The 24,823-nt window shown below is 49.3% G+C and carries 23 protein-coding genes; 18 read left to right on the forward strand and 5 right to left on the reverse strand.

Features of this window, described 5'->3' with window-relative positions:
* Positions 1-183 precede the first annotated feature (183 nt).
* On the reverse strand, positions 184-1,821 hold the full coding sequence (gene groL / locus BUE76_RS14820) for a chaperonin GroEL (protein WP_073041247.1): 1,638 nt from the start codon (positions 1,819-1,821) through the stop codon (positions 184-186).
* A 105-nt stretch (positions 1,822-1,926) separates the two neighbouring features.
* Positions 1,927-2,208: a co-chaperone GroES gene (locus BUE76_RS14825; RefSeq protein WP_073041249.1), complete on the reverse strand. Its 282-nt coding sequence runs from the start codon at positions 2,206-2,208 to the stop codon at positions 1,927-1,929.
* Between the two features lie 276 nt (positions 2,209-2,484).
* Between BUE76_RS14825 and BUE76_RS14830 the strand changes: the two genes are divergently transcribed.
* From BUE76_RS14830 to coaE, 6 genes are all read left to right on the forward strand, one after another.
* A complete protein-coding gene (locus tag BUE76_RS14830; protein ID WP_143157235.1) occupies positions 2,485-2,772 on the forward strand; it encodes a hypothetical protein in 288 nt (95 codons plus the stop codon).
* Positions 2,773-2,936: 164 nt separating this feature from the next.
* Positions 2,937-4,097 carry an MFS transporter gene (locus BUE76_RS14835; protein ID WP_073041252.1) on the forward strand — a complete coding sequence of 387 codons (1,161 nt, stop codon included), beginning with the start codon at positions 2,937-2,939 and terminating at the stop codon, positions 4,095-4,097.
* Between the two features lie 113 nt (positions 4,098-4,210).
* Positions 4,211-5,137 (forward strand): transcription antitermination factor NusB, encoded by a 927-nt coding sequence (nusB, locus tag BUE76_RS14840; RefSeq protein ID WP_073041254.1) that lies wholly within the window; start codon positions 4,211-4,213, stop codon positions 5,135-5,137.
* Between the two features lie 98 nt (positions 5,138-5,235).
* Positions 5,236-5,679: a DUF1573 domain-containing protein gene (locus BUE76_RS14845; protein WP_073041256.1), complete on the forward strand. Its 444-nt coding sequence runs from the start codon at positions 5,236-5,238 to the stop codon at positions 5,677-5,679.
* Between the two features lie 122 nt (positions 5,680-5,801).
* Positions 5,802-6,128, forward strand: a complete 327-nt coding sequence (gene yajC, locus BUE76_RS14850) for a preprotein translocase subunit YajC (protein WP_073041257.1) — start codon at positions 5,802-5,804, stop codon at positions 6,126-6,128.
* Between the two features lie 202 nt (positions 6,129-6,330).
* Positions 6,331-6,933 carry a dephospho-CoA kinase gene (gene coaE / locus BUE76_RS14855; RefSeq protein ID WP_073041259.1) on the forward strand — a complete coding sequence of 201 codons (603 nt, stop codon included), beginning with the start codon at positions 6,331-6,333 and terminating at the stop codon, positions 6,931-6,933.
* Between the two features lie 126 nt (positions 6,934-7,059).
* On the opposite strand, the gene BUE76_RS14860 is transcribed toward coaE, so the two are convergent.
* Positions 7,060-8,253, reverse strand: a complete 1,194-nt coding sequence (locus BUE76_RS14860) for a pyridoxal phosphate-dependent aminotransferase (RefSeq protein ID WP_073041261.1) — start codon at positions 8,251-8,253, stop codon at positions 7,060-7,062.
* A gap of 85 nt (positions 8,254-8,338) precedes the next feature.
* Between BUE76_RS14860 and BUE76_RS14865 the strand changes: the two genes are divergently transcribed.
* From BUE76_RS14865 to BUE76_RS14875, 3 genes are all read left to right on the forward strand, one after another.
* A complete protein-coding gene (locus BUE76_RS14865; protein WP_073041264.1) occupies positions 8,339-8,560 on the forward strand; it encodes a hypothetical protein in 222 nt (73 codons plus the stop codon).
* 175 nt (positions 8,561-8,735) lie between these two features.
* The gene (gene secDF, locus BUE76_RS14870) at positions 8,736-11,831 is read left to right on the forward strand and encodes a protein translocase subunit SecDF (RefSeq protein WP_073041266.1); all 3,096 of its coding nucleotides are present in this window, start codon (positions 8,736-8,738) and stop codon (positions 11,829-11,831) included.
* 254 nt (positions 11,832-12,085) lie between these two features.
* A complete protein-coding gene (locus BUE76_RS14875; RefSeq protein ID WP_073041268.1) occupies positions 12,086-14,323 on the forward strand; it encodes a cation:proton antiporter domain-containing protein in 2,238 nt (745 codons plus the stop codon).
* Positions 14,324-14,516: 193 nt separating this feature from the next.
* Here BUE76_RS14875 and BUE76_RS14880 read toward each other — a convergent pair whose 3' ends face one another.
* Positions 14,517-14,861 carry a HesB/IscA family protein gene (locus tag BUE76_RS14880; protein WP_073041270.1) on the reverse strand — a complete coding sequence of 115 codons (345 nt, stop codon included), beginning with the start codon at positions 14,859-14,861 and terminating at the stop codon, positions 14,517-14,519.
* Positions 14,862-15,018: 157 nt separating this feature from the next.
* Between BUE76_RS14880 and BUE76_RS14885 the strand changes: the two genes are divergently transcribed.
* The 5 genes from BUE76_RS14885 to BUE76_RS14905 all read left to right on the forward strand — a co-directional run bounded on the left by BUE76_RS14885 (position 15,019) and on the right by BUE76_RS14905 (position 20,514).
* Positions 15,019-15,528 (forward strand): DUF7935 family protein, encoded by a 510-nt coding sequence (locus tag BUE76_RS14885; RefSeq protein ID WP_073041570.1) that lies wholly within the window; start codon positions 15,019-15,021, stop codon positions 15,526-15,528.
* 119 nt (positions 15,529-15,647) lie between these two features.
* Positions 15,648-17,216 carry an acyl-CoA mutase large subunit family protein gene (locus BUE76_RS14890; protein WP_073041271.1) on the forward strand — a complete coding sequence of 523 codons (1,569 nt, stop codon included), beginning with the start codon at positions 15,648-15,650 and terminating at the stop codon, positions 17,214-17,216.
* Between the two features lie 131 nt (positions 17,217-17,347).
* Complete coding sequence (locus BUE76_RS14895) at positions 17,348-19,543, forward strand: B12-binding domain-containing radical SAM protein (RefSeq protein WP_073041273.1); 2,196 nt, start codon at positions 17,348-17,350, stop codon at positions 19,541-19,543.
* Positions 19,544-19,709: 166 nt separating this feature from the next.
* Positions 19,710-20,243, forward strand: a complete 534-nt coding sequence (locus BUE76_RS14900) for a pyridoxamine 5'-phosphate oxidase family protein (protein WP_073041275.1) — start codon at positions 19,710-19,712, stop codon at positions 20,241-20,243.
* A 67-nt stretch (positions 20,244-20,310) separates the two neighbouring features.
* Entirely contained in the window at positions 20,311-20,514 is a 204-nt protein-coding gene (locus BUE76_RS14905) for a hypothetical protein (RefSeq protein ID WP_073041277.1), read from the forward strand.
* A gap of 51 nt (positions 20,515-20,565) precedes the next feature.
* Here BUE76_RS14905 and BUE76_RS14910 read toward each other — a convergent pair whose 3' ends face one another.
* Positions 20,566-20,946 carry a hypothetical protein gene (locus BUE76_RS14910; RefSeq protein WP_073041279.1) on the reverse strand — a complete coding sequence of 127 codons (381 nt, stop codon included), beginning with the start codon at positions 20,944-20,946 and terminating at the stop codon, positions 20,566-20,568.
* 275 nt (positions 20,947-21,221) lie between these two features.
* Here BUE76_RS14910 and ytxJ point away from each other — a divergent pair, with 275 nt between their 5' ends.
* The 4 genes from ytxJ to BUE76_RS14930 all read left to right on the forward strand — a co-directional run bounded on the left by ytxJ (position 21,222) and on the right by BUE76_RS14930 (position 24,808).
* On the forward strand, positions 21,222-21,563 hold the full coding sequence (gene ytxJ, locus BUE76_RS14915; protein WP_073041281.1) for a bacillithiol system redox-active protein YtxJ: 342 nt from the start codon (positions 21,222-21,224) through the stop codon (positions 21,561-21,563).
* 347 nt (positions 21,564-21,910) lie between these two features.
* On the forward strand, positions 21,911-23,107 hold the full coding sequence (locus BUE76_RS14920; protein WP_073041283.1) for a glycosyltransferase family 87 protein: 1,197 nt from the start codon (positions 21,911-21,913) through the stop codon (positions 23,105-23,107).
* A complete protein-coding gene (locus BUE76_RS14925; RefSeq protein WP_073041285.1) occupies positions 23,097-24,047 on the forward strand; it encodes a glycosyltransferase family 2 protein in 951 nt (316 codons plus the stop codon). The genes BUE76_RS14920 and BUE76_RS14925 overlap by 11 nt, the downstream gene beginning before the upstream one ends.
* The gene (locus tag BUE76_RS14930) at positions 24,020-24,808 is read left to right on the forward strand and encodes a polysaccharide deacetylase family protein (protein ID WP_073041287.1); all 789 of its coding nucleotides are present in this window, start codon (positions 24,020-24,022) and stop codon (positions 24,806-24,808) included. Before BUE76_RS14925 ends, BUE76_RS14930 begins: the two co-directional genes overlap by 28 nt.
* Positions 24,809-24,823 lie beyond the last annotated feature (15 nt).

A 24,823-nucleotide genomic window follows, 5' to 3' on the forward strand; every position in this document is an offset into this window, starting at 1 on the left:
AAGAGCCAGTCAAAATTATTCTGCTGCTCCTAAATGGAGCTCCGCTCCTGCTGCCTGAATAAAGCCCCCAGTTTTCAACCCTTTACAATTTTTGTAAAAACAAAAGCCCCTTTCTCATTGACCAGGTCTTTGAAAAAGGGGCTGTATTGTACCGATGCCCCGTTAGAGCACCTTGTGGTTGGATTAATAATCCATACCCATACCACCAGGCATACCGGCAGGAGCGCCAGCAGCAGCCTTAGGTTCGGGTTTGTCGGCAATCACGCACTCAGTGGTGAGGAGCATACCGGCAATAGAAGCGGCGTTCTCCAGCGCGATGCGGCTAACCTTGGTAGGATCGATAACACCGGCGCCGATCAGGTTTTCGTAAACCTCGGTGCGGGCGTTGAAGCCATAATCACCAGCGCCTTCGCGTACTTTGTTAACCACTACGGAACCTTCGATACCGCAGTTTTCAACAATCTGACGCAGGGGCTCTTCCAGCGAGCGGCGAACGATCTGTACACCGGTAGCTTCATCGTTGTTCAGGGTGTCAACATTGCCCAGTGCTTCAATAGCACGAACGTAAGCAACACCACCACCGGGAACGATACCTTCTTCTACCGCAGCGCGGGTAGCGTGCAGGGCGTCGTCAACGCGGTCTTTTTTCTCTTTCATTTCTACTTCGGTAGCGGCACCTACATTCAGTACGGCCACACCGCCGCTCAACTTAGCCAGACGCTCTTGGAGCTTCTCGCGGTCGTAGTCGGAAGTAGTATTCTCGATCTGGGATTTGATCTGGTTGATACGAGCCTGGATGCCTTCTTTTTCGCCACGGCCACCTACTACAGTAGTGTTGTCCTTGTCGATCACTACACGCTCGGCACGGCCCAAGTAAGTGATGTCGGCATTCTCCAGTTTGTAACCCTGCTCTTCGGAGATAACGATACCCTTGGTAAGGATCGCGATGTCCTGGAGCATTTCCTTGCGGCGGTCGCCAAAGCCGGGGGCTTTAACGGCAGCAACCTTCAGGGTACCACGGAGTTTGTTTACTACCAAAGTAGCCAGTGCTTCACCTTCGAGGTCTTCAGCGATGATCAGCAGGGGTGCACCTTGCTGGGCTACTTTCTCCAGGATGTGGAGGATGTCCTTCATGGAGCTCACCTTCTTATCATAGATCATGATATAAGGATTGTCCAGTTCGGCTTCCATCTTCTCGCTGTTGGTAACAAAGTAAGGAGAGATATAACCGCGGTCGAACTGCATACCTTCAACTACATCAACGGTAGTTTCAATGCCTTTGGCTTCTTCGATGGTGATCACACCGTCTTTGGAAACTTTTTCCATCGCAACGGCGATCAGCTTACCGATCTCGTTGTCGTTGTTGGCAGAGATGGTAGCCACCTGCTCGATCTTCTTGTTGTCGTTGCCTACAGTCTGCGACTGTGCACGCAGGTTTTCAACTACAGCACGAACGGCTTTGTCGATACCACGCTTCAGGTCCATGGGGTTGGCACCGGCAGCTACGTTTTTCAGACCTTCGGTGATGATGGCCTGGGCCAGCACGGTAGCGGTAGTGGTACCGTCACCAGCAATGTCAGCGGTTTTGGAAGCAACTTCCTTCACCATCTGGGCGCCCATGTTCTCGATGGCGTCTTCCAGTTCTACTTCTTTGGCTACGCTCACACCATCTTTAGTTACAGAGGGAGCACCAAATTTCTTTTCAATTACCACGTTGCGGCCTTTAGGCCCGAGGGTAACCTTCACAGCGTTGGCCAGTACGTCAACGCCACGCTTCATCTTATTGCGGGCATCAGTTTCGAAAAACAGTTGTTTTGCCATATGAGGTTTGTGTTATTTGAGGTTTAAGTTGAGCTACTAGCTATCAGCTTCGAGCTGCTAGCAGCGTTTTCAGGTTCTTGTAGCTTGCAGCTTTTGGCTTGCAGCTTAAACGATTGCCAGGATATCGCTCTCACGCATGATGAGGTAATCAGCCCCTTCAATGGAGATCTCGGTACCGGCGTATTTGCCATACAATACAGTATCGCCTTCTTTCACTGTTACAGGCTCGTCTTTTTTGCCGGGACCGGCAGCGATCACAACACCGCGCTGGGGCTTCTCTTTAGCAGTATCGGGGATGATGATACCACCGGCAGTTTTTTCTTCTGCAGCAGCCGGCTTCACAATCACTCTGTCATGCAGAGGGGTAACATTCAGTTTGTTAGCCATACGTGTATGAATTTTTGGTTTTAGTGAAATTATAACCTGACGTATCGTTGTCAGGCGGCCGAAGATAGGCGAAATGTGTGCCATTGGCGGTGAAACGGAAAAAATAGCAGTTTTCGGCAGTTTAGCCCTGTTTGCCGTTTGCAACAACTGAAATTTTTTACCGGCAAAATGTCAAAATTTCACTTTTTGTCATGCAACCCCTGCCTTTTTTGTTGTTCCATTTTCGTTTTTGGCAACCCCTTTGCACCACTAATTCAAATACTTAATACAAAACCTATGAAGCAGCTAATGATTTTATTACTCCTGTTGGGCGGCTCGGCAATTTCAGTGCAGGCGCAAACCACAGGCAGCAACAGTACAAACGGACCTACGCACAGCAGTGAAGGCAAAACGAAAAAAAACAAGCAAAAGAAAGCAGGATTGAACCACCGCCGGAACTATAATTGGAACACCGGACAACAGGCAACACCTACAGGACAGGAAGCAACCGGTGTGGGCAGTGGTTATTCTTCCATTCGTAAAGACACTTCCGGGAAAAGGGATTCCAGTACCAACAACCAATAAAACAGGGTTATTTTAAAATATTCCCGATGCCTGCACCTGTTGTAAGGCATGATTGTACCACCAAAAATTCGGGCATAAGTGCAAACGGTAGCACGGATATTTCAACCTGCTAAAACCCCTATGCTGCGGCACAGGGGTTAACTTTGCACCGCCAACAAGTTTCAATGACAGATTTTGCACTAAGGTTTAGCGACAGCCGCCGTTCTTACCGGGTTGCCGTAGGCGTACTTTTCTTTTTACAAGGACTATGCTTTGCCTCCTGGGCAAGCCGCATTCCAAGCATTCAGCAGGCTTTGGGCTTAAACGAATCGGAGCTTGGGCTGGTACTCTTTGCCCTGCCTGTTGGTTCCATGTTCTCCCTGCCTTTTGCAGGCTACATTGTATCTAAACTGGGCAGCCGCACTGTGGCCACTACTGCCCTCGCCATTTATTCCCTGATACTCCTGATGCTGGGTGCAGCCGCTACAAAATGGCAGCTTATTGGCGTACTCCTTTTATTTGGCGTTGCGGGCAACTTATCCAATATTTCAATTAATACGCAAGCTGTAGGTGTTGAAGCCATTTACCAGCGTACGGTAATGGCATCTTTTCATGGCATGTGGAGCGTGGCAGGGTTTACGGCAGCCGCCGTTGGTTCTTATATGATTGGAAATGGCGTACTGCCTTACGAGCATTTTTTTATCATCCTGGGCATCATCCTGCTGACGCTTGCCCTCACCTACCGGTACACTTTGAAAGAAGATGTAAATGCCGGTGCTACCAGCCAGAAATTGTTTGTGAAACCCGACCAGGCACTGCTGAAATTGGGCCTGATTACTTTTTGTTCCATGATCTGCGAAGGCGCCATGTTTGATTGGAGTGGTATCTATTTCCAAAAAGTAGTACAGGCCGAAAAGGCTTGGATTGGCGCAGGCTATACCATATTTATGTGTACCATGGCCACCGGCCGTTTTATTGCCGACTGGTTCTCCACCCGCTTTGGATTGCGCCGCACTTTGCAGGTTAGTGGCATGCTCACGGCTACGGGTCTGATCATATCGGTAGTCTTTCCCACGCTCCTGCCTGCAATGGCAGGTTTTTTCCTGGTGGGCTTTGGCGTTTCCTCTATTGTACCCTTGGTATATAGTGCTGCGGGGCGCTCCAAAACAATGACTGCCGGCATGGCCCTGGCAGCCGTTTCTTCCATTGGCTTTTTGGGATTCCTGTTTGGGCCGCCACTTATTGGTGTGCTGGCAGGGCTTTCCTCCCTCCGGCTCTCCTTTACTTTCATCGCCCTGATGGGGCTTTGTATTACCCTTATCGCCACCAAGGTGAAATTCGACTGAGCAAAAGTTGGATAGCCATAAGCGGTATGCCTTATTTAATCGCCGGGCGAAGCAGGAACCGCCTATCTGCCCCATCTTTCCTATCTTCGCCGGCTCAAATAGTTCCTTGTATTATGATCAGCAGAAGAAATATCAGGGTAAAAGTGATGCAGACTTTGTATACGTTGGATACCCTTGAAACAGAAATGAAGCCTGGTGAACCGGTTAGACTGTTGCAAAAACATTTCGACCAGTCGCGTGAGTTGCTGATCTACCTGATCGAGTTTCTTTCCCAGACTTTACAGTACGCCGAAACAGATGCCCACCAGCGTGCCTCCAAGCACCTCCCTTCCACCGAGGATCTGAATGTGAACACCAAAATTGCTGGTAACGAAGTGCTGTGGCGCATCAAGGAAGATACTTCTTATGTGACAGCACGCGATGCTGAGAAAGTAGCCCTCCGCGTCGATAAAGACCTGGTACGCCGCACCTACCAGCAACTGGTGGAAACAGCGCAGTACCAGACTTATATTGCCGCTCCTGAACGCAACAAAGAAGACGAAAAGGCCATCGTGCAGTTTGTGTGGGAAACCCTGATGCTGCCCAGCGAAAACTTCCTCTCTCATATTGAAGAACAGTTTATGAACTGGGACGATGATGGGGACATGGTGATCCAGCTGTTCCAGTTGTACCTGGCAAAACCCGGCAGCATTGATTTCCGCACCATCATTGCGCCCGACAAATGGTTGTTTGCCAAAGGGCTGCTCACATCCGTTCTGGAAAAGAGAGAACACCTGGAATCTTATATCCACCCCAAACTTAAAAACTGGGATGCGGAAAGGATTGCCGTTCTGGATATGATCCTGATGAAAATGGGCGTAGCCGAACTGCTGTATTTTGAAACCATTCCGCCAAAGGTTACCATCAACGAATACATTGACCTGGCCAAAGAATACAGTACTGCCCAGAGCGGCCAGTTTGTCAATGGCATTTTGGACAATATCCACAAAGAGCTGGTGCAAAGCGGTAAACTGAATAAGACCGAATACAAAAAGGCATAAGCCTTAAAGAGCTTAGCTTTTCCTGAAAACCCCATCGTTTCGTTAACGGTGGGGTTTTCTGTTTACCAGCCCGTTTTGTTTCTATAGTTTTGAGACTTATGAAACCCTTACTGATCATTTCTACCCTTGCAACCCTCCTGGTGGCCTGTGGCCAGAACGATGCTGCTTCCGGCGCGGGTACCAGCACCACAAACGCCAATGCCTTAGCAGATACGGCCAATTATACCTCCATCCAATGGCTGGACTCCACCTATCAGGACTTGGGCAAAGTAAAGAAAGGGCAGGTGGTGGAAATCGCCTGGCGTTTTAAGAATACGGGCAACAAACCACTGGTGATACAAAGTGTGCGCCCTGGCTGTGGTTGTACTGTGGCCGACAAGCCTGAAGCACCCTTAGCACCTGGCGCTGAAGGAACCATAAAAGGTAAGTTTGACAGCAATAACCAAAGTGCAGGTGAACACCGCAAAGTAATTTCTGTTGATGCCAATACGTCGGGAAGCGCTTACCACCAATTGAATTTTAGGGTGGAGGTGATGGAGTAGGAATTTGCTATTGTGCTAAAGTGCTGCCGTTGGCAAGGCTGCCCTTTTTAGCACATTAGCACATTAACGAATTAGCTAATTGTCACATTCCCTTAGTTTTGCCGCACATTTAAATTCATTTCATGAACATGTATCTCTTACAGGCTCCTGCCGGTGGTGGTGGTTTCCAGTTCATCTTCCTTGGTTTGATGATCGTGGTATTCTGGCTGTTTTTTATCCGCCCGCAGGCAAAAAAGGCTAAAACCCAAAAATCCTTTATCGATAACCTGCAGAAAGGCGACCGTGTGGTTACCATCGCAGGCATCCATGGCCGCATCAACGCGGTAAACGAAGACGGTACCATTTCCCTGGAAATCAACCCCGGCTCTTACCTGAAAATTGAAAAAAGCGCCATCTCCCTGGAATGGAGCCAGCAGCTGAATAAAACTGGTGTAGCTGAAAAGAAATAACCAGGATCTACTGGGATCAATACATTAAGGGGAGTTTACAGCTCCCCTTTTTAATTTTATCCGTATCAAAATTTCAGCATGAACTAAGTGGCTGCAAGAGGGCCCAGCATGGTGGATGCACCTGCTTTATTGTCCCTGAATGTTTGTTGAATAATCCTTTACTTAACTTTCCAGCCATTCCTTTCACCTCCAAATTATCGTGGTGCTTAAAATCGGTCTTACAGGCGGTATTGGTTCGGGTAAAACAACAGTTGCAAAAATCTTTGAACTGCTCGGCGTGCCGGTATACTATGCCGATTCTGCATCCAAAAGGTTGTACCATACAGATCCAGAACTGAAGGCAAACCTGAAAATGCATTTTGGGAACGACATCTATCAAAATGAAATGCTGGACCGGCAGAAATTGGCCTCCTATGTTTTCGGCGACCCCGCCAAGCTGGAACTGCTCAACAGACTGGTGCACCCGCCCACCATACGCGATGCGGAAGCGTGGATGAAAGGCCAAACTGCCCACTACGTGATTAAAGAAGCCGCCTTGCTATTTGAAAGTGGTTCCGTTGCCGGCCTCGATTATGTAATAGGTGTACAAACGCCAAAAGCTTTACGCATACACCGGGTGATGCAGCGCGATGGTGCTACCCGCGAAGAAGTGCTGGCACGTATGGCAAGGCAGATTGATGCCGATATGAAGATGCGGTTGTGCGATTACGTGATACAAAACGATGAACAATCGCTGATTATTCCGCAGGTGCTGGCATTGCACGAGCGGTTGCTTCAAAAAAGTTTGGATGGGAACACGGATTAGACGGATTGGACGGATGACAACGGATATTCATTAATCCGTCCAATCCGTTCCATCCGCGTTCCCATACTCTTACCAACAAAAAAGGCTAACCCGCAGGTCAGCCCTTTTCTATTTTTAAAGAAATCCTTAGTTCAATTTAGCCAGTGCTTCCTTGATCCGGCCTACAGCCTTTTCGATATTGCCCAGGCTGTTAGCAAAGGAAAGACGGATGCACTCCGGATTGCCGAAAGCAGAACCGGTAACGGTGGAAACATGTGCGGTGTTGAGCAGGTACATACACAAGTCATCGCTATTGCTGATTACAGAACCATCTTCGGCTTTTTTACCAAAAAACTTGTCTACGCGGGGGAAAGCGTAGAAAGCTCCATCAGGTTCTGCAAGGGCTACACCATCAATCTGGAGCAGCAGCTCAACGATGCGTTTGCGGCGCACGGCAAATTCTTTCACCATAGCTTCTGAAGCATCCAAGGGTGCAGTAAGGGCTATAATGGCGGCACGCTGTGCTACCGAGTTGGTACCGCTGGTAACCTGTCCCTGAATCTTTTCGCAAGCTTTTGCAATGGCAACAGGAGCAGCGATATAACCAATCCGCCAGCCAGTCATGGCAAATCCCTTAGACAAACCATTTACAATAATGGTACGGTCCTTCATGCCTTCCAGCGAGGCAATGCTCACCGGCTTTTGTCCATAAGTAATGTATTCGTAGATCTCGTCGGAGATGATTGCAATGTTGGGATATTTGCGAAATACCTCAGCCAGGCCTTCCAGTTCCTCGGTGCTGTACACCGCGCCGCTGGGGTTGCAGGGCGAAGAGAACATGAACACTTTTGTCCTGGGAGTAATAGCAGCTTCCAGTTGTGCAGGCGTGATCTTATACCCGCATTCGAGGTCGGTTTTGATTTCCACCACTTTACCCTGGCAAAGTTGTACCAGCGCGGCATAAGTGACCCAGTAAGGCGTAGGAATAACAACCTCATCACCTTCATCCACCAGCGCCATGATAATATTTGCCAGGCTTTGCTTGGCACCGGTGCTCACCACGATGTTTTCGGCTTTGTAATCCAGGTTGTTGTCCCGCTTCAGCTTGGTGCAAACTGCTTCCCGCAGGTCGGGATAGCCGGCAACAGGTGTGTAGTGGCTCCAGTTGTCGTCGATGGCTTTTTTCGCGGCTTCCTGAATATGGTCGGGAACGTCGAAATCGGGTTCACCAACACTCAGGTCAATCACGTCGTGGCCCTGGGCACGCAGTTCCCTACCCAATTTGGCCATTTTCAAAGTTTCGGGCTCGTTGAATCTTTGTAGCCGCGATGCTAATACCATGGAGAAAAATTTTGTGTCGCGAATTTAAGCGATTCCCTCTTTCCTTGAAGATTTTGCAGTACCCTAACTAATAAATTTTATTTCATTGAAGATTAAGGAAGGTTTTTTAAACAAACCCATTAAAACCATGAAACGTGGCGGAAAGCCTAAAAAGGTCTTCGTTGCAGGTAATACTTTTCAAGGGTTAAACCTTTCTTGTCTTAAAAAATTGAAACAATACCTGGAGAACAAGGAGAAAGTTCCTCTTAGCCAATGGAGCGATCCAAAATTTGCTGCACTCCTGCCCCATCCGGGCAAAATTTTATAGGGAAAACACCGGCCAACTTGCGTTCTTTCTGCCTTGCTTTTTCCTGTGGATAAAAGGGAACCGGTCGTTTGAAAGGCTTATTGCATGGCCCTTTCAGCCCTGTGCAGTAGTGTATATTTTACGGATTTTTATAGGTTGAAAAGTCTATATTTGCCCTCCGTTTAAATTTCCGTGTATGCAATTAAAGGGCCTAGTCCGCTTTTTCACCATTCTCTTAATCCTGTACTCCTTTTACGAGCTTTCGTTTACCTGGGTTGTACGCAGCCATGAACGCAAATTGGAAGCACAGGCCAATAGCTATGTTGCTGCCAATCTTTCTAACGCCGACGCTGCCACCAAAGAACTTGCTTACAAAGAGCGGCTCCGCCGCCTTTTGGACAGCACCAAAGATGAAACCGTTCACTACGGCATACAGGGAGCGATTACCTACCAGCAGGCTAAAGAAAACGAACTGAACCTGGGTCTTGACCTTCAGGGCGGTATTAACGTGACCATGGAAGTAGAGCTTTCGGGTTTGCTGCGCTCTATGAGCAACAACTCCAAGGACCCCAACTTTCTGAAGGCACTGGACAATGCCAATGCCCGCAAGGCCAACAGCAATGCCGACTATGTAACCCTCTTTGTTGAGGAATACAAGAAGCTGGCACCCAATGGTCGCCTGGCTGCCCTGTTTGCCAACAGCAGCAACGAAAACATCAAGATCAATGCATCGGATGATGCCGTAGTTACTGAAATCCGCAAGGAAGCTACCGAGGCTTTCAACCGCACGTTCCGTGTACTGCGCACCCGTATCGACCAGTTTGGTGTGGCCCAGCCCAACATCAACCCCGACCCGGCCCGTGGCGTGATCAATGTGGAACTGCCTGGCGTGCAAGACCAGGAGCGGGTACGTAAATACCTCCAGAGCTCGGCCAACCTGCAGTTTTGGGAAGTGTACAATATCTCGGAACTGGGCACTTCTATTGGTAAAGCCGATGAAGCTTTTAACACGGTAATGGGTGGCAAAAGCGCTCCTGTTGCCGATACCACAGCAAACCCTGCAGCAGACACCACCGCTATAGCCGCAACCGATACTGCTGCAGCTACTGCAAAAGCAGATACGGGTGTAAAACTGTCTGATGCCCTGAAGCAGCAACAGCCTGCCACCGCAGCTAAAAACAATACCGACACGGCCCGCAAAACGCTGTGGCAGTATATCTCCTTCATGGTAAACCCCCAAACCGGACAGGCTGTTGACAATGGCCAGGTAGGTTTGGTAGCCATCCGCGATACCGGAATTGTGCGCACTTACCTGCAAAACCCTGCAATAGCGGCTAATTTCCCCGCCGATATTCAGTGGGCCTATGGCATACCTGAAACAGGCGAGCAGAATAAGAAAAATAACTTCGTAGCCCTGTATGCCCTGAAAACAAAGGGTAACGAAAAGGCGCCCCTGGAAGGTGAAGCGGTTATTGAGGCACGTGCCGACTTTAACCCCACCACCAACCAACCCGAAGTAACGATGAAGATGAACGCTGCAGGTGCACGCACCTGGGCCAACCTTACCCGTGCCAACAAGGGTAAGTTCATCGCCATTGTTCTGGATAATATTGTTTACTCAGCACCCCGCGTAAACGACGCCATTGAAGGGGGCAGTTCTTCCATTTCCGGTTCGTTTACACCCGAGGAAAGCACAGACCTGGCCAATATCCTGAAGGCCGGTAAGCTGCCCGCTCCCGCTAAGATTGTTGCAGAGCAAGTGGTGGGACCTACCCTTGGTGCCGACGCTATCCAGGGTGGTATCTGGTCTTTCGTGATCTCTTTTGCAGTGATTTTCATCCTGATGCTGGTTTACTACAACACCAGCGGTTGGGTTGCCAACATTGCCCTGATTCTTAACCTGCTGTTTACCATCGGTGTACTGACCGGTTTGGGTGCTACCCTTACCGCTCCTGGTATTGCCGGTTTGGTACTCACCATCGGTATGGCTGTAGATACCAACGTACTGATATATGAGCGCATCAAGGAAGAACTGACCCGTGGCAAAAACTACCAGCAGGCCATCAACGACGGTTACCGCCGTTCGCTGCCGCCGGTACTGGATGGTCACATCACCACCCTCCTTACCGCCATCATCCTGTTCTCATTTGGTTTGGGACCTGTAAAAGGTTTCGCTACCACCCAGATCCTGGGTCTGCTGCTATCGCTGTTCTGCGGTATTGCAGTAAGCCGTTGGGTGAGCGACATTTTTACCAACAAGAAGCGTCACCTGGAATACTTTACCCCTATTTCCCGCCGCATCTTCAAACATGCCAACTACAAGTTCATCGAAAAGCGTAAAATCGCTTACATCATCTCTGTAGTAGTGCTGGTGCTGGGTATTGCTTCCTTTATCCATGGCTTCGACTATGGTGTGGAATTCAAAGGCGGCCGTTCTTACATCGTTAAGTTCGACCAGGCTGCAAATGTTGAAAACGTACGGGCCGATCTCGAAAAAGTGTTTGGTGAAAGCCCCGTGATCAAAACCATCGGGGGTGCCAACCAACTGGATATTACCACTGCTTACCGCATTGATGATAATGCTGGCAACGCCGACTCGCTGGTTGAAAACACCCTGTTTACCGGTTTGCGCAACCATGTAAAAGCACAAACCTACCAGCAGTTTGACGATGAGAACCTGGTTGGCCGCACCAAGGTGTTGCCTACCATTTCCGATGACCTGAAAGCGGGTGCACAGTGGGCCACCTTCTGGTCGGTACTGATCATTGCGATTTACATCTTCATTCGTTTCCGCGACTGGCGTTATTCCCTAGGTACCATTGTAGCCCTGCTGCACGACGTACTGGTAACCCTGATCGTGTTCTCGTTCCTGAAAGATGTTGTGCCTTTCCCGCTTGAAATTGACCAGCACTTTATTGCGGCCATTCTTACGGTGATTGGTTTTTCGATGAACGATACCGTGGTAATCTTTGACCGTATCCGCGAATACAGCCGACAGATGATTGGTGCCCCCAAAGGTGAAATCATCAACCGGGCAATCAACGATACCCTGAGCCGTACCATTATGACCTCGCTGACCGTGTTCCTTACCATCCTGATCCTCTTCCTGGTAGGTGGTGAAGTAACCCGCGGTTTTGCCTTCGCCATGTTGATTGGTGTACTGGTGGGTATTTACTCTTCGGTATTCGTTGCCGCACCTGTACTGGTGGACCTGGGTAGTAAAAAAGCCCTGGGCAGCGAGGACAAGGTAGCAGAACCTGCCGCTAAGCAGCCCGCTGTTGCGAAGTCTTAATTAAGAATCATGTCCTGATCATAAAAAAAGCTCCTGCCCTGCAGGAGCTTTTTGTTTTTCTTAAATATTTGATTTGCAAGTGTATGCCGGAGTCATTTGCCTTATTTTTGAAACAACCCCTGCCATCGGATTGCTGCCTTACCATTATCGGTAGCGTTACACATTTATTCCCGGCTTTTATGTAGCCCATTGCGGCAGGGCTCGCATCTCTTTTTCAAGCATTAGCCTTTTTGTGGCTAACTAAAAGGTATACCATGAACCATCTGCCACCCTTAATTACAGACCTTGCCCTGATCCTGGGTGCTGCTGCAGTAATGACCCTGCTTTTTCGAAAGCTCAAACAACCTGCCGTGCTGGGTTATATTCTTGCCGGCATCCTGGTAAGTCCCAATTTCAAATTCACACCTTCGATACTGGAGGTGCACAATGTGCAGGAGTGGGCCGAGATCGGGGTGATTTTCCTGCTCTTCAGCCTGGGTCTTGAATTCAGCTTTAAGAAATTGGTGCAGGTTGGCGGCTCAGCCTCGATATCGGCCCTTACGCAGGCTATTGGCATGGCTGTGCTGGGTTATGCTGCTGCCAAGCTGATGGGCTGGAGCCAAATGGATGCCATCTTCCTCGGCGCCATGCTTTCCATTTCTTCCACCACCATCATTATCAAAGCCATTGATGAATTGGGTTTGAAGAAAAAAAAGTTTGCGACCCTGGTGTTCGGGATCCTTATAGTTGAAGACATTATTGCCATTGCCCTGCTGGTTTTACTGAGCACATTTGCCACCACCCAATCTTTCCTGAGTGCGGAAACCGGCATGTCCATTTTAAAGCTTGCGTTCTTCCTGGTCCTGTGGTTTGTAGGCGGGATCTTTTTTATTCCAACCCTGCTGAAAATGGCCCGCAACCTGCTGACGGATGAACTGCTCCTGATCGTATCGCTGGCCATGTGCCTGATGATGGTTTTCCTGGCTTCCGAAGCCGGCTTCTCTCCCGCCCTTGGCGCATTTATCATGGGATCCCTCCTTGCCGAAACAACCAAGGCCGAAAAGATCGAGCACCTGATCAGCCCCGTGAAGGATTTGTTTGGCGCTATCTTTTTTGTTTCTGTAGGCATGCTGATCGACTTCAGCATTGTAAGCCAACACCTGGGGCCCATCCTGCTGATCACCGCTGTATGCCTGGTGGGTAAGGTACTAACCACCGGTGTTGGGGCATTTGTTTCGGGTAATACCCTGAAGGTGTCCCTGCAAACCGGTATGAGCCAGGCACCCATTGGCGAATTCTCTTTTATTATCGCTGCACTGGGCAATACGCTCGGTGTTACCGCACCCTTTCTTTACCCTGTAATTGTGGCGGTTTCTGGTATTACCACTTTTGCCACCCCTTATATGGTCCAGTGGAGCACCCCCTTGTTTTTTAAACTGGAACGGCAGCTGCCCGAAAAGCTCAAAGAATCGATGACCCGCTACAGTGCCCAGGCGCAAACCATCTCGGCAGCCAGCGACTGGCAATTGGTGGTGCGTACTTTTGTTACCAATATCATTGTGTTTTCGGTATTGCTGATTGCCATACTTTACCTCTCCGATACCATGTTCCTGCCCTTTGTAAACCGGAACCTGGAAGCCAGGATGGGTGCGGTTTCTGCAGCAGGACTAACCCTTGTTTTGATGTCCCCGTTTCTTTGGGGTCTTACTGTGCGCAACGAACAAACCGAGGCATTTGCCCGCATCTTCAGCCAGCAGCGGTATAAGGGCCCAATATGGATAATGCGGGGACTGAAACTTGCATTGGCCCTGTTCTTTATTCTCTATGTACTGAACCGGTATTTTGATACGGTGGTTGCAGCCATATCGGCCATGGTACTCATGGGTTTATTCATCGCATTCAGGGGCAGGATCCAGGCTTTGTACGACCGGCTGGAAACCCGTTTTATTGCCAACCTGAATGACCGGGAGTTGCAGCAGCAACTGGAAGACTTGAAGGAAGCCGAAAGCCACCGGAATGTAGCCCTCGCACCCTGGGATGCGCACCTCACCACATTTGAAATTCCTCCTGAAACTGCCCTTGCTGGCAAAACACTTGAAGAACTGCGTTGGCGCGAACACATCGGCATCAACGTGGCCATGATCAGGAGGGGGCAAATGACCATTGTGGTGCCTCAGCGGGACGAACGCATATTTCCCTGCGACAAACTGTATGTGATTTGCACCGATGCACAGGAAAAGAAACTGAATGCGGTACTCCGGCCTGATAAAAAGATTGCTGCCGCTTACCGGGAAATCGAAATGGAACTGGATAAGTTCACCATTGAACTGGAGTCCAGGTTATTGGGTAAAACCATCCGGGAATCAGGTTTACGCAGCGCAACCAATGGCCTGGTGGTAGGAATTGAACGCAATGGTGTTCGTTTATTGAATCCCGAATCAGCAATGGTTTTTGAACAAGGAGATGTGGTATGGATTGTGGGCGAAAAGAAGCTGCTGGATGCTGTCACTTAAGCCGAGGGAAGTGATGCAGTTGTAAACCCACCTGAGCAAAATAAGTTGGGTCGCCACTTCACTTCCGGATCGTTAAGTATAGGTAGCAAATAACAAGGCCGGGAACATTCCCGGCCTTGTTATTTGCATTATAAACCCGGGCTTCGATAACAGGGCGTTCACGTTTGCCGTTTGGCAGGCAGCTCTTGCGCTATTATACAGCGAAGGAAGTGCCGCAGCCGCAGGTAGTGCTGGCATTGGGGTTTTTAAAAGTAAAACCGCGGCTGTTAAGTCCACCCTGCCAGTCGATCTGCATACCAAACAGGTACATTTCATGGGCCTTTTCCATTACGAAAGGAACCCCATCAAAGGCGTACTCATTATCCTTTTCTGTCTTTTTATCAAAACCCAGCACGTAAGACATACCGGAGCAACCGCCCCCTTTTACGCCTACACGCAATGTATTTTCGGTATCAAAACCAGGTTCGCTCATCAGGCGCTTCAGTTCTGCTAGTGCGCCTTCGGTAAAGCTTACGGGTGCCTGAATCGTTGTTTCCATGTTGCAAATTTACCTTTGTGTATTGTTTTGAATGTCATAAAAATGTTTGGCTTTTTAGCACGAACAGCCGGGGCACAAACAACCTGTTTCCTGCACAACAAAAGATCAACCTGTTGCATTGTTTGGGAAGCTTACATTTGCCTCCTTAATCCAAGATATGGACACACCGATCATCGCCATACTTATTGCAGTTGTTGCCCTGGTCATTTCCCTTACCGCTTTTCTTACCGCACGTAAGGCCGCAGCAAAGCCAGCACCTGTACCCACAGAAAAATACGATGCCACGCCCCTGCAATTGCAGGCATATGAAAGGCTGGTGCTTTTGGCTGAAAGGATATCTTTACCCAACCTGGTGAGCAGGCTGAATATTCCAGGTGCATCGGCCCCGGAAATGCAGGCCGTGTTGCTGGATAATATCCGCCAGGAATATGAATACAATGCCTCCCAGCAGGTATATGTAAGTGCTGCAGCCTGGGACGCAATCCGGAACCTCCGCGACCAGAATATGCTGATCATTAACCAAATTGCCAGCATTCTCCCTGCCGATGCGCGGGGATCAGACCTCAGCAAGCAGGTCTTGGAAGTGGTAATGGCCCAACAGGAAAAAGCGCTCCACACCATCGTGTTAGATGCGCTGAACTTTGAAGCCAAAAAGCTGATGCGGTAATTGTTTCCAGAAGTTTGTTTTATGAAAGGAGTGATGAACGAAGAGTAATTAGTGAGGAATGACCAGTAACCAATCCCTAATCACTTACAATTCAGCAATCACTTACAAACCTTGTCCTTATGTCCAAACCCCTGTATAATGATTCCGGTTTTGAAATAAAGCCTGTTTACAACAGCAAGGATCTTCCTGCCTCCACCAATGGAGCACAAGAAGAAGCGCCAGGGCAATACCCGTACACCCGCGGTGTGCAACCCGACATGTACCGGGGCCGCCTGTGGACCATGCGGCAGTATGCAGGTTTTAGCACCGCAGAAGAAAGCAATAAACGGTACCATTACCTGCTGCAGCAGGGGGTAATGGGTTTAAGCGTTGCCTTTGACCTGCCCACGCAAATAGGGTACGACAGCGATCATGCGTTATCGGAAGGAGAAGTTGGAAAAGTAGGGGTTGCCATCGATTCGCTGGAAGATATGGAAGCCCTTTTTCAGGGCATTAAACTGGAGGAAGTCAGTACATCGATGACCATAAATGCCACGGCATTTATCCTCCTCTCCTTTTACGTGGCTCTTGCAAAAAAGCAGGGCGCCGACCTGAGGCAAATAACGGGTACCATCCAGAATGACATCCTGAAGGAATATGCTGCCCGTGGCACCTATATCTACCCACCCAAACCCAGCATGCGCATCATCACCGACATTTTTGCATGGTGCAGCAAGGAACTACCGAAATGGAATACCATCTCTATTTCAGGTTACCATATCCGTGAGGCAGGCAGCACAGCTGTCCAGGAAGTGGCTTTTACCCTTGCCAATGGGAAAGCCTATGTAGCAGCGGCTTTAAATAAAGGCTTAGACATCAATGTTTTTGGCAAACGCCTCTCCTTTTTCTTCAATGCCCACAACAACCTGTTTGAAGAGATAGCAAAGTTCCGCGCTGCCCGCCGTATGTGGGCGGAGATCATGAAAGACCTGGGTGCCACCGACCCCAAAGCAATGATGCTGCGTTTTCACACCCAAACCGGGGGCAGTACCCTAACGGCGCAACAGCCCTTGAATAACATTGCCCGGGTCACCATTCAAACCCTTGCGGCTGTGCTGGGCGGCACTCAAAGCCTACATACCAATGGCTACGACGAAGCGCTCAGCCTGCCCACTGAAGCAGCGGCCCGGATTGCACTCCGCACCCAGCAAATAGTAGCATTTGAAAGTGGCGCCCCCGATACGGTGGACCCGCTTGCAGGTTCATATTTTGTAGAAAACCTGACTGCAGAAGTAGTGCAAAAGGCAACCGCGCTGATGGCCCAAATTGATGCAATGGGCGGCGCCGTAGCTGCAATCGAAGCAGGTTTTATGCAGGACGAGATCGCCAGAAGCGCATACGCGTACCAGCAAGGCATAGAAAGCGGTGAGAAGATCATTGTGGGCCTGAACAAGTTCCAGGTGGCGGAAGAAACTGATGTACCGGTATTTCGTATTGACGACAGCATCCGGGAAAGCCAGTCGCAAAAGCTTGCGGCACTCCGTGCAAAAAGGGATGCTGCTGCCGTTGAGCGCTGTCTTTTAAGGATCAAGGAATGTGCTCTAGGTACCGACAACCTGATGCCTGCGGTGATTGAAGCCGTAGAAGCGTACTGCACTTTGGGCGAAATTTCTGATGTGTTGCGGGGTGTGTATGGGGAGTACAGGTAAAAAAAAAGGCCTGTTTATTCAGTAATCATAATTAGATAGGAATGGGCAGTAATTGCCTGCCACTAAACCTTAACGGCTCACAAACGCTTTTTCACTAAGCCAAGCCTACCTTTGCGGCTTAATTCATCCGTTTGGCAGCACCTGTTTTCCTGATCACGCCTCCATTTACCCAGCTCAACACGCCTTACCCGGCAACGGCTTACCTCAAGGGCTTTTTGAAAACAAAAGGGATTGCCGCTTACCAGGCCGACCTAGGTATTGAGGTTACCCTTGCCCTATTCAGCAAGCAGGGATTGGAGCGCTTGTTTGCCGCCATTGATCAACAGGAAGGCACTTACAGCGAAAACATAGAACGGATCCTTGCACTGCGGGAAGATTATGTGGGCACCATAGAGGATGTCATCCTTTTTTTACAAGGTAAGCTGCCAACCCTGGCGCACCGCATTTGCAAACGGGACTTTTTACCTGAAGCGGATCGCTTTGCCCAACTCGATGACCTCCAATGGGCCTTTGGTGCCATGGGCACGCAGGATCAGGCCAAGCACCTGGCAACACTTTACCTCGAAGACCTTAGCGACCTGATCAAGGAAACCATCGACCCACATTTTGGCTTCAGCCGTTATGCGGAAAGCCTGGGCCGCTCGGCAAATAGTTTTGATGAATTGTATACCGCCCTGCAACAGCCATACAGTTTTGTGGATGAAATCCTACTAAAACTGCTGGCGCAAAAAATGGCAGATGTGCAACCTGCCCTGGTTTGCCTATCGGTTCCTTTCCCAGGCAATCTGTACACATCCTTGCGTTGTGGTCAGTGGATCAAAACCAACTATCCCGGCGTTAAGGTGGCCATGGGCGGCGGCTTCGCCAACACCGAACTGCGCTCCTTAAGCGATCCCAGGGTTTTTGATTTTTACGACTATATAACACTGGACGATGGCGAATCGCCCATCGAACAACTGGTAGCGCATATACAGGGAACAAAGGAACAGCACGAACTCAAACGAACCTTTACCCTGGTTAATGGCGTGGTTACCTATATCAATAACAGCGCCTGTACCGATTACCGGCAGGGACAGGTGGGCACTCCCGACTACAGCGACTTTTACCTGGATCAATATATTTCAGCAATCGAAGTGATCAACCCCATGCACAGCCTGTGGAGTGATGGACGCTGGAACAAGCTAACCATGGCGCATGGGTGCTATTGGGGCAAGTGTACCTTTTGTGATATTTCGCTGGACTATATTAAGAATTACGAACCCATAACGGCTTCCTTGCTGGTGGACCGCATGGAAGAACTGATAGCGCAAACAGGTCAGAATGGTTTTCACTTTGTGGATGAAGCTGCACCACCTGCCCTGATGAAGGCCATGGCCCTGGAGATCATTCGCCGTAAACTGGTGGTGAGCTGGTGGGCAAATGTGCGTTTTGAAAAAAGCTTTACCCGCGATTTGGCCCTGCTGCTAAAAGCATCGGGCTGCATAGCGGTGAGTGGTGGATTGGAAGTAGCTTCCGACCGCTTGCTGGCGCTGATCAACAAAGGCATTACAGTAGCCCAGGTTGCCCAAGTGTGCAAACACCTGACGGAGGCGGGCATCATGGTACACGCCTATCTCATGTATGGCTTTCCCACCCAAACAGCGCAGGAAACCATCGACTCGCTGGAAATGGTCCGGCAGCTTTTCCAAACCGGGGTGCTCCAATCGGCCTACTGGCATTTGTTTACTATGACGGCCCACAGCCCCATTGGGCTGGAGCCAGCCAGGTTTAAAGTAAAAAAGGTCAATGAACTGGTGGGCAGCTTTGCCAATAACGACATAGAACACCAAGACCCCACTGGCGCTGAACACGAAAGCTTTGGGTACGGTTTGAAAAAAGCGCTGCTGAACTATATGCATGGCGCCTGTTTCGACTTCCCCTTGCAGAAATGGTTTGACTTTAAAATACCCAGGACTTCGGTTGCGCCGGATACCATTCAAAAAGCAATCGCCGAACCTGACTTACACTTTTCTACCAATAGCAAATTGGTGTACCTGGGTAAATTGCCTAAAACAGAGGTGTTTACCAAAACAAAAAAAGGCGCCAGCTGGGAAGTGATGTCCCTGTCTTTTACAACAAAAAGAACAACCCATACCATCAGCGTGGAACCGGAAAAAGGTGCCTGGCTTTCGGCATTGCTACCCAGGCTTGCACCCGGTAATCCAGCGGCCTTGACCATTCAGCAGGTGCAGGCAAATTATGAAGCTGCCGGGCTGGAGGACTTTGAACTGTTCTGGGACAATAAGCCGGTGAATACCCTGTACAAGGCAGGTTTGCTTCGGGTGTAAACCTACCTCTGGTAACAAGACTTCTTCCTAAATGAAGGATTCAGTGCCCGAACAGGGTGCCTATTCTGGGTGTGTAATTAGGTTGCACTGCAGGGTTATAAATGCCTGAGTCAATTATTACCCTGCCAGGGGTACAATAATTGCCGGCTGTAGGCAAACACATCCAATGGACAGCATCAACCGCAATCAACCTGAAGACAATTTCGAGTCATTGCACTCGGACGAAGCAATAGCCAAAATCAAAGAGCTGGTAGACAAAGCCGCCATTTGCTTTTTTTGCACCAAACTGGAACAACAACCCTTTGCTACCCGCCCAATGTCGGTACAAGAAGTGGATGAACAAGGTAACTTATGGTTCCTGAGCGCCAACGACAGCCACAAAAACGCGGAAATCAGTAACAATCCAAAGGTGCACCTGTTGTTCCAGGGCTCGGCCCATTCCGATTTTCTGAGCTTGTATGGCAGTGCCACCATCAGCACCGACAAGCAGAAAATAAAAGACCTGTGGAACCCCATTCTGAAAACCTGGTTTACAGAAGGAATAGACGATCCCAGGATTACTGTTATCAAAGTATCCCCTGAAGATGGTTATTACTGGGACACCAAACACAACCAGGCCGTTGCATTTGCCAAAAGGCTGGTAGGTGCAGCCTTGGGCAAAACCCTGGACGATTCTATTGAAGGTACCCTTGTCCCTTAGCAATTTTGACATCGCCCAACCACATTTTTGTAAGTTCATTTCCCCTTTACCATAAAAAAAGACGATCATGAACCAGGAAACAACACCCGGCAAAGACCGCAATAACCCGGAGATTCAATCCGAAAGCCGGCAGGAACAAACCGACCCCCAACTGACGGAACTGAAAGGTTTTACCGATTCCTCTAAGGACCTGGAGCCAACACTTACAGATGGCACTAAGGCCCCGGAAAAGGAACAGGAAAAAAGATCTGATAACGAGCAGGTCCGCTAACAAAAAAGGCAACACTCCGGTGTTGCCTTTTTTGTTAGCGGTTAAAGTGATTTAAGACCACTTGCCTTTTGTTGCAAAAGACAAAAGTTCCTTTTGCTGCTGGTCGCCTTTTTTTCCTTTTGGCTTATTCGTTAACTGGCTTGCGGCTGCGCCTATTGCCAGCTGAACCCTAGTATAATCTCTTTCAAAAGCAAGCTCATCCTGTTTGAAAAGAGTTACCAGGAAAACCTGCAGCTTTCCTGGTATTGAACCACCAGGCAGTGCATCGTTTACACTTATAATAGCATCAGCTTCCGTCAGCACAAAATCTATTGGAGAAAATATAGCCCTGGATGTAAGTGCAGGAACCTGCCGCCGCTCTTTCGCCAAGGATTTTAACCCCGTTGTCAGAAAAAGCACCAGGAACAATACCCCAAAGGTGTTCATCCGCATAATGTGAAAAATTGTCTTTTAAACTATGGTAAAAGAATGTGCCAGAATAAAGCAGGTAGTGGAGGCATTTTGTTTTCTAATAAGATAGGTGCGGAAAGCAACGGGACTAAAAGTAGAACACCTGATGACGTAAAAGGATGCTCATTCGGCAGGATACTAGCTAAAAAAGGTCAACAATGATTTTTTGCTGCTGGGGTGAATGCATCACAAGGCAAAACAACTTTACAGGGTTGCCGCTTTAAGCTGGAACAATATTGGTTTCTTCAAAAATAAAAATGCAGTTAACTCCATTAGAAAGCCTGGACCAACTGAAGGAATTGAGTCAATCGGAAAGCAAACAGGTTATTTTAAAACACAACACTACCTGCCCCATCAGCAAGGGCGTACTTCAAAGGCTTGAAAGCACTGATGCGGTGATCCCGGGCATAGCAACCATCCATGTTCTGGACCTCCATGCCCACCGCGATGTGAGTGACGCTATTGCAACGCAGTTCGGTGTGGAGCACCAATCGCCACAGCTGCTGGTGCTACAAAAGGGTTCCTGTGTGTACACCGAATGGGGCTACGACATTTCCGCCGAAGCAACGGCAGAAGCCCTTGAAGATGTCGGAAATTGAAATGTTCAATCAAACACCCGGAACTGCTACCCTGTTTCGGGTGTTTTATTGAACCCATTTACAGTAAAACCTGAACTTAAGCCCTACCTGCTATTTTTACCTCATTTGTAATTGCCTGATAGTTAATGCTAAGAATCGAATGTTAATCAAGGTTAAAATAAAGCAGGGCTTGTTCAGCGTTCCTGCTCATCAATTATCTTATTTTTGGAAACATAAGGGTACAAACCCAACCGACTCCCACTAACCAGCTTGCCAAGCATCCTTAACCTGCACATACCTTATTTTATTTGCCTTACGTGTTTCCCCATCAGAGAACGGCATGGCAAAGCATTGAAGCAACCAACCTTATGCAGGCACTGTATCAATCTATTGGATGGCAGGGTAAAAAACGTGTATCCATACCCGTTCTCCTATTTTTCCTTTTGCCTACCATAGCCGTAATTGCCGAACTGGCCCGGGGAAGGGTCAACAACTTCCTTATTTTTAAAGGCGTGTTTTGGCATACCCTGCAACAGCAAAACCTTTTTGCAGCCTACCCCGCCGAGTATTGGGACACCAACCATTATGGGCCATTTTTCAGCATCGTCATCGCACCGTTTGCGGTGTTACCCCTCCAGTTGGGTGTGGTGCTTTGGGTTGTAACCAATGCCTTTTGCCTGTACAGGGCAGCAAAAGAATTACCGGTTGCTGAAAAAGCTTTCCTGGGGCTGCTCCTGATTATGGCGGTGGAAAATATGACTGCCAGCCACAACCTGCAATCCAACGCGCTGGTAGCATCCTGGATAATTTTTTCGTACACCCTTGTGCGAAAAGAAAAGGATTTCTGGGCGGCACTTTTCGTTGTGGCAGGCACCTTAATGAAACTGTACGGCGTCGTAGGGCTGCTATTTTTTCTCTTTTCCAAAAACAAGGTCCGTTACCTGGCGGGGTTGGTATTCTGGGGCGTGGTATGTTTCTGCCTGCCTATGCTACTGTCAGGTCCCCGCTTTGTAGTGCAGAGCTATTTCGACTGGTACGCCAGCCTTGCGGAGAAAAACGAACTGAACACCAGCATGGAACAGTCCATCAGCCAGGATATTTCTTTTCCAGGCATGGTACGCCGTATTTCGGGGCACCTTAACTTTTCAGGGCTTTGGCTGCTGGCACCTGCAGGCCTGCTTGCCCTGCTGCCCCTACTGCGCAGGCAGCTGTATGGCAATACCGTGTACCAACTGCATTACCTGGCATTGCTGCTGATCTCGGTGGTCATCTTTAGCTCCTCTGCCGAATCGGCTACTTATGTCATTGCCATGGCAGGTGTGGGCATTTGGTTTGTACAAAACAACCACAGGCAGCATCGCTGGGTTGTTGCCTTGCTTGCTTTTGCCATCATCCTTACCAGCCTCTCACCCACCGACCTGTTTCCCAAACAGTTCAAAAGAACCTATATAACTGCCTATTCCCTGAAAGCCCTTCCCTGCGTACTGATCTGGTTTGCCATCCTGGGTAAGCTCTTGCTGGCTCCTTCCAACCAATTTAAATCGCCACAGGTACATGAAAGCTAACGTATCCATTGTAATCCCTGCTTTTAACGAAGCAGAAAACATCCACCGCCTGATAGGTACCCTGCATGCCGTGTTTGAGGATTTGCCTTATGCTTACCAGGTGCTGGTGGTAGACGATGGCAGCCGTGATGGTACCCTGGATGTATTGCGCCGCCTGCAACGCCAGGACGACCGGGTACAGTTCCTTTCCTTTTCGCGCAACTTCGGGCACCAGCATGCGCTGAAGGCGGGACTGGCACATGCACAAGGCGATTGTGTGATCAGTATGGATGCCGACCTGCAGCACCCGCCGCATTATATTCCCAAAATGATCGATGAATGGGAAAAAGGATTTGACATCGTGTACACCATCCGCGAAGATGATCCCAACCTTTCTTATTTCAAACGCAAGAGCTCCGACCTGTTTTACAATATGCTCAATTTCCTGTCGGACCTTGAGTTTGAAAAAGGCACTGCCGATTTCAGGTTGGTGAGCCGCCAGGTAGCTGATGTGCTCAACAGCATGGACGACAGTGAGCTTTTTTACCGGGGCCTGGTAAAATGGGTTGGGTTTAAACAAACCTGCCTGTACTACAAACCGCTTGGCCGCTTCAGGGGCCAGTCGAAATATACCTTTAGAAAAATGATGCGGCTGGCGCAGGAAGGGGTTACTTCTTTTAGTACCCGCCCGCTGGATATAGCTACTTATTTAGGACTGGGCTTTTCTATGCTTAGCGTAGCTTACCTGCCCTATGCACTCCTCAGTCACTGGCTGGGGCACACCATTTCGGGGTGGACTTCTATAATAATGACCATCGCCTTTTTTGGCGGTCTCCAATTGCTGATACTGGGCATCATTGGCAAATACCTGGGTAAGCTGTTTGTGATTGCCAAACGCCGCCCTGCATACATCATCAAAGAATCATCGCTGGAATGGAAAAAGGAAGAACTGTTCTATTGAGTTTTGACCTGGAGGAGTTTGACATGCCCCTGGAATATGGCAGGCAAATCCCTTTGTCCGAACAGCTGGCAGCCAGCGACCACGGCATGGATGCTTTGCTGCCCATACTGGATAAGTACGCGGTACCGGCCACTTTTTACACCACGGCCAATTATGCGCAGCACCGCCGCCAGGAGGTCAAAGCCCTTGCGGAGCGCCATGAAATTGCCTCCCATACATTTTACCATACCGAGTATTGTACTGCACACCTGGCACAATCGCGCAACCTTTTACAGGAAATCAGCGGGCAGGAAATCAGGGGCTTGCGTATGCCCCGGATGCGGCCGGTAGATATGGCCGATGTAGCTGCTGCCGGTTATGCATACGACTCCAGCATCAACCCAACCTGGTTGCCGGGCCGGTACAACAACCGCCACCTGCCCCGCACTTTTTACTGGGAAAAAGGCATGCTTCGGTTACCCGCATCGGTGAGCCCGGGTTTGCGTGTTCCCCTGTTTTGGTTATTGTTTAAAAACATACCGCTGCAGGCCTACCTGGCGCTCTGCCGCCAAACCCTCAAAAAGGATGGCTACCTCAACCTGTATTTTCACCCCTGGGAGTTCACCCAACTAAAAAAATATGGCATGCCGGGTTATACCTGGCGGACTGATGGTAAAGCATTAACCCTAAGACTTGGGGATTTAATCGGAGCACTACAAGGGGAAGCCATTTTTGAACATACTGGCAGTTTTTTGTTGCCGGAAAAAATCGCGGGTATATAAAAAAGGGCAGACCTG

Source organism: Cnuella takakiae, assembly GCF_001953305.1.
Taxonomy (GTDB): domain Bacteria; phylum Bacteroidota; class Bacteroidia; order Chitinophagales; family Chitinophagaceae; genus Flavisolibacter; species Flavisolibacter takakiae.

Coding starts and splice junctions, on each gene's coding strand:
- groL (WP_073041247.1), bottom strand. CDS start 1,821: ATGGCAAAACAACTGTTTTTCGAAACTGATGCCCGCAATAAGATGAAG.
- BUE76_RS14825 (WP_073041249.1), bottom strand. CDS start 2,208: ATGGCTAACAAACTGAATGTTACCCCTCTGCATGACAGAGTGATTGTG.
- BUE76_RS14830 (WP_143157235.1), top strand. CDS start 2,485: ATGAAGCAGCTAATGATTTTATTACTCCTGTTGGGCGGCTCGGCAATT.
- BUE76_RS14835 (WP_073041252.1), top strand. CDS start 2,937: ATGACAGATTTTGCACTAAGGTTTAGCGACAGCCGCCGTTCTTACCGG.
- nusB (WP_073041254.1), top strand. CDS start 4,211: ATGATCAGCAGAAGAAATATCAGGGTAAAAGTGATGCAGACTTTGTAT.
- BUE76_RS14845 (WP_073041256.1), top strand. CDS start 5,236: ATGAAACCCTTACTGATCATTTCTACCCTTGCAACCCTCCTGGTGGCC.
- yajC (WP_073041257.1), top strand. CDS start 5,802: ATGAACATGTATCTCTTACAGGCTCCTGCCGGTGGTGGTGGTTTCCAG.
- BUE76_RS14860 (WP_073041261.1), bottom strand. CDS start 8,253: ATGGTATTAGCATCGCGGCTACAAAGATTCAACGAGCCCGAAACTTTG.
- secDF (WP_073041266.1), top strand. CDS start 8,736: ATGCAATTAAAGGGCCTAGTCCGCTTTTTCACCATTCTCTTAATCCTG.
- BUE76_RS14875 (WP_073041268.1), top strand. CDS start 12,086: ATGAACCATCTGCCACCCTTAATTACAGACCTTGCCCTGATCCTGGGT.
- BUE76_RS14880 (WP_073041270.1), bottom strand. CDS start 14,861: ATGGAAACAACGATTCAGGCACCCGTAAGCTTTACCGAAGGCGCACTA.
- BUE76_RS14885 (WP_073041570.1), top strand. CDS start 15,019: ATGGACACACCGATCATCGCCATACTTATTGCAGTTGTTGCCCTGGTC.
- BUE76_RS14890 (WP_073041271.1), top strand. CDS start 15,648: ATGTCCAAACCCCTGTATAATGATTCCGGTTTTGAAATAAAGCCTGTT.
- BUE76_RS14900 (WP_073041275.1), top strand. CDS start 19,710: ATGGACAGCATCAACCGCAATCAACCTGAAGACAATTTCGAGTCATTG.
- BUE76_RS14905 (WP_073041277.1), top strand. CDS start 20,311: ATGAACCAGGAAACAACACCCGGCAAAGACCGCAATAACCCGGAGATT.
- BUE76_RS14910 (WP_073041279.1), bottom strand. CDS start 20,946: ATGCGGATGAACACCTTTGGGGTATTGTTCCTGGTGCTTTTTCTGACA.
- ytxJ (WP_073041281.1), top strand. CDS start 21,222: ATGCAGTTAACTCCATTAGAAAGCCTGGACCAACTGAAGGAATTGAGT.
- BUE76_RS14920 (WP_073041283.1), top strand. CDS start 21,911: ATGCAGGCACTGTATCAATCTATTGGATGGCAGGGTAAAAAACGTGTA.
- BUE76_RS14925 (WP_073041285.1), top strand. CDS start 23,097: ATGAAAGCTAACGTATCCATTGTAATCCCTGCTTTTAACGAAGCAGAA.
- BUE76_RS14930 (WP_073041287.1), top strand. CDS start 24,020: ATGGAAAAAGGAAGAACTGTTCTATTGAGTTTTGACCTGGAGGAGTTT.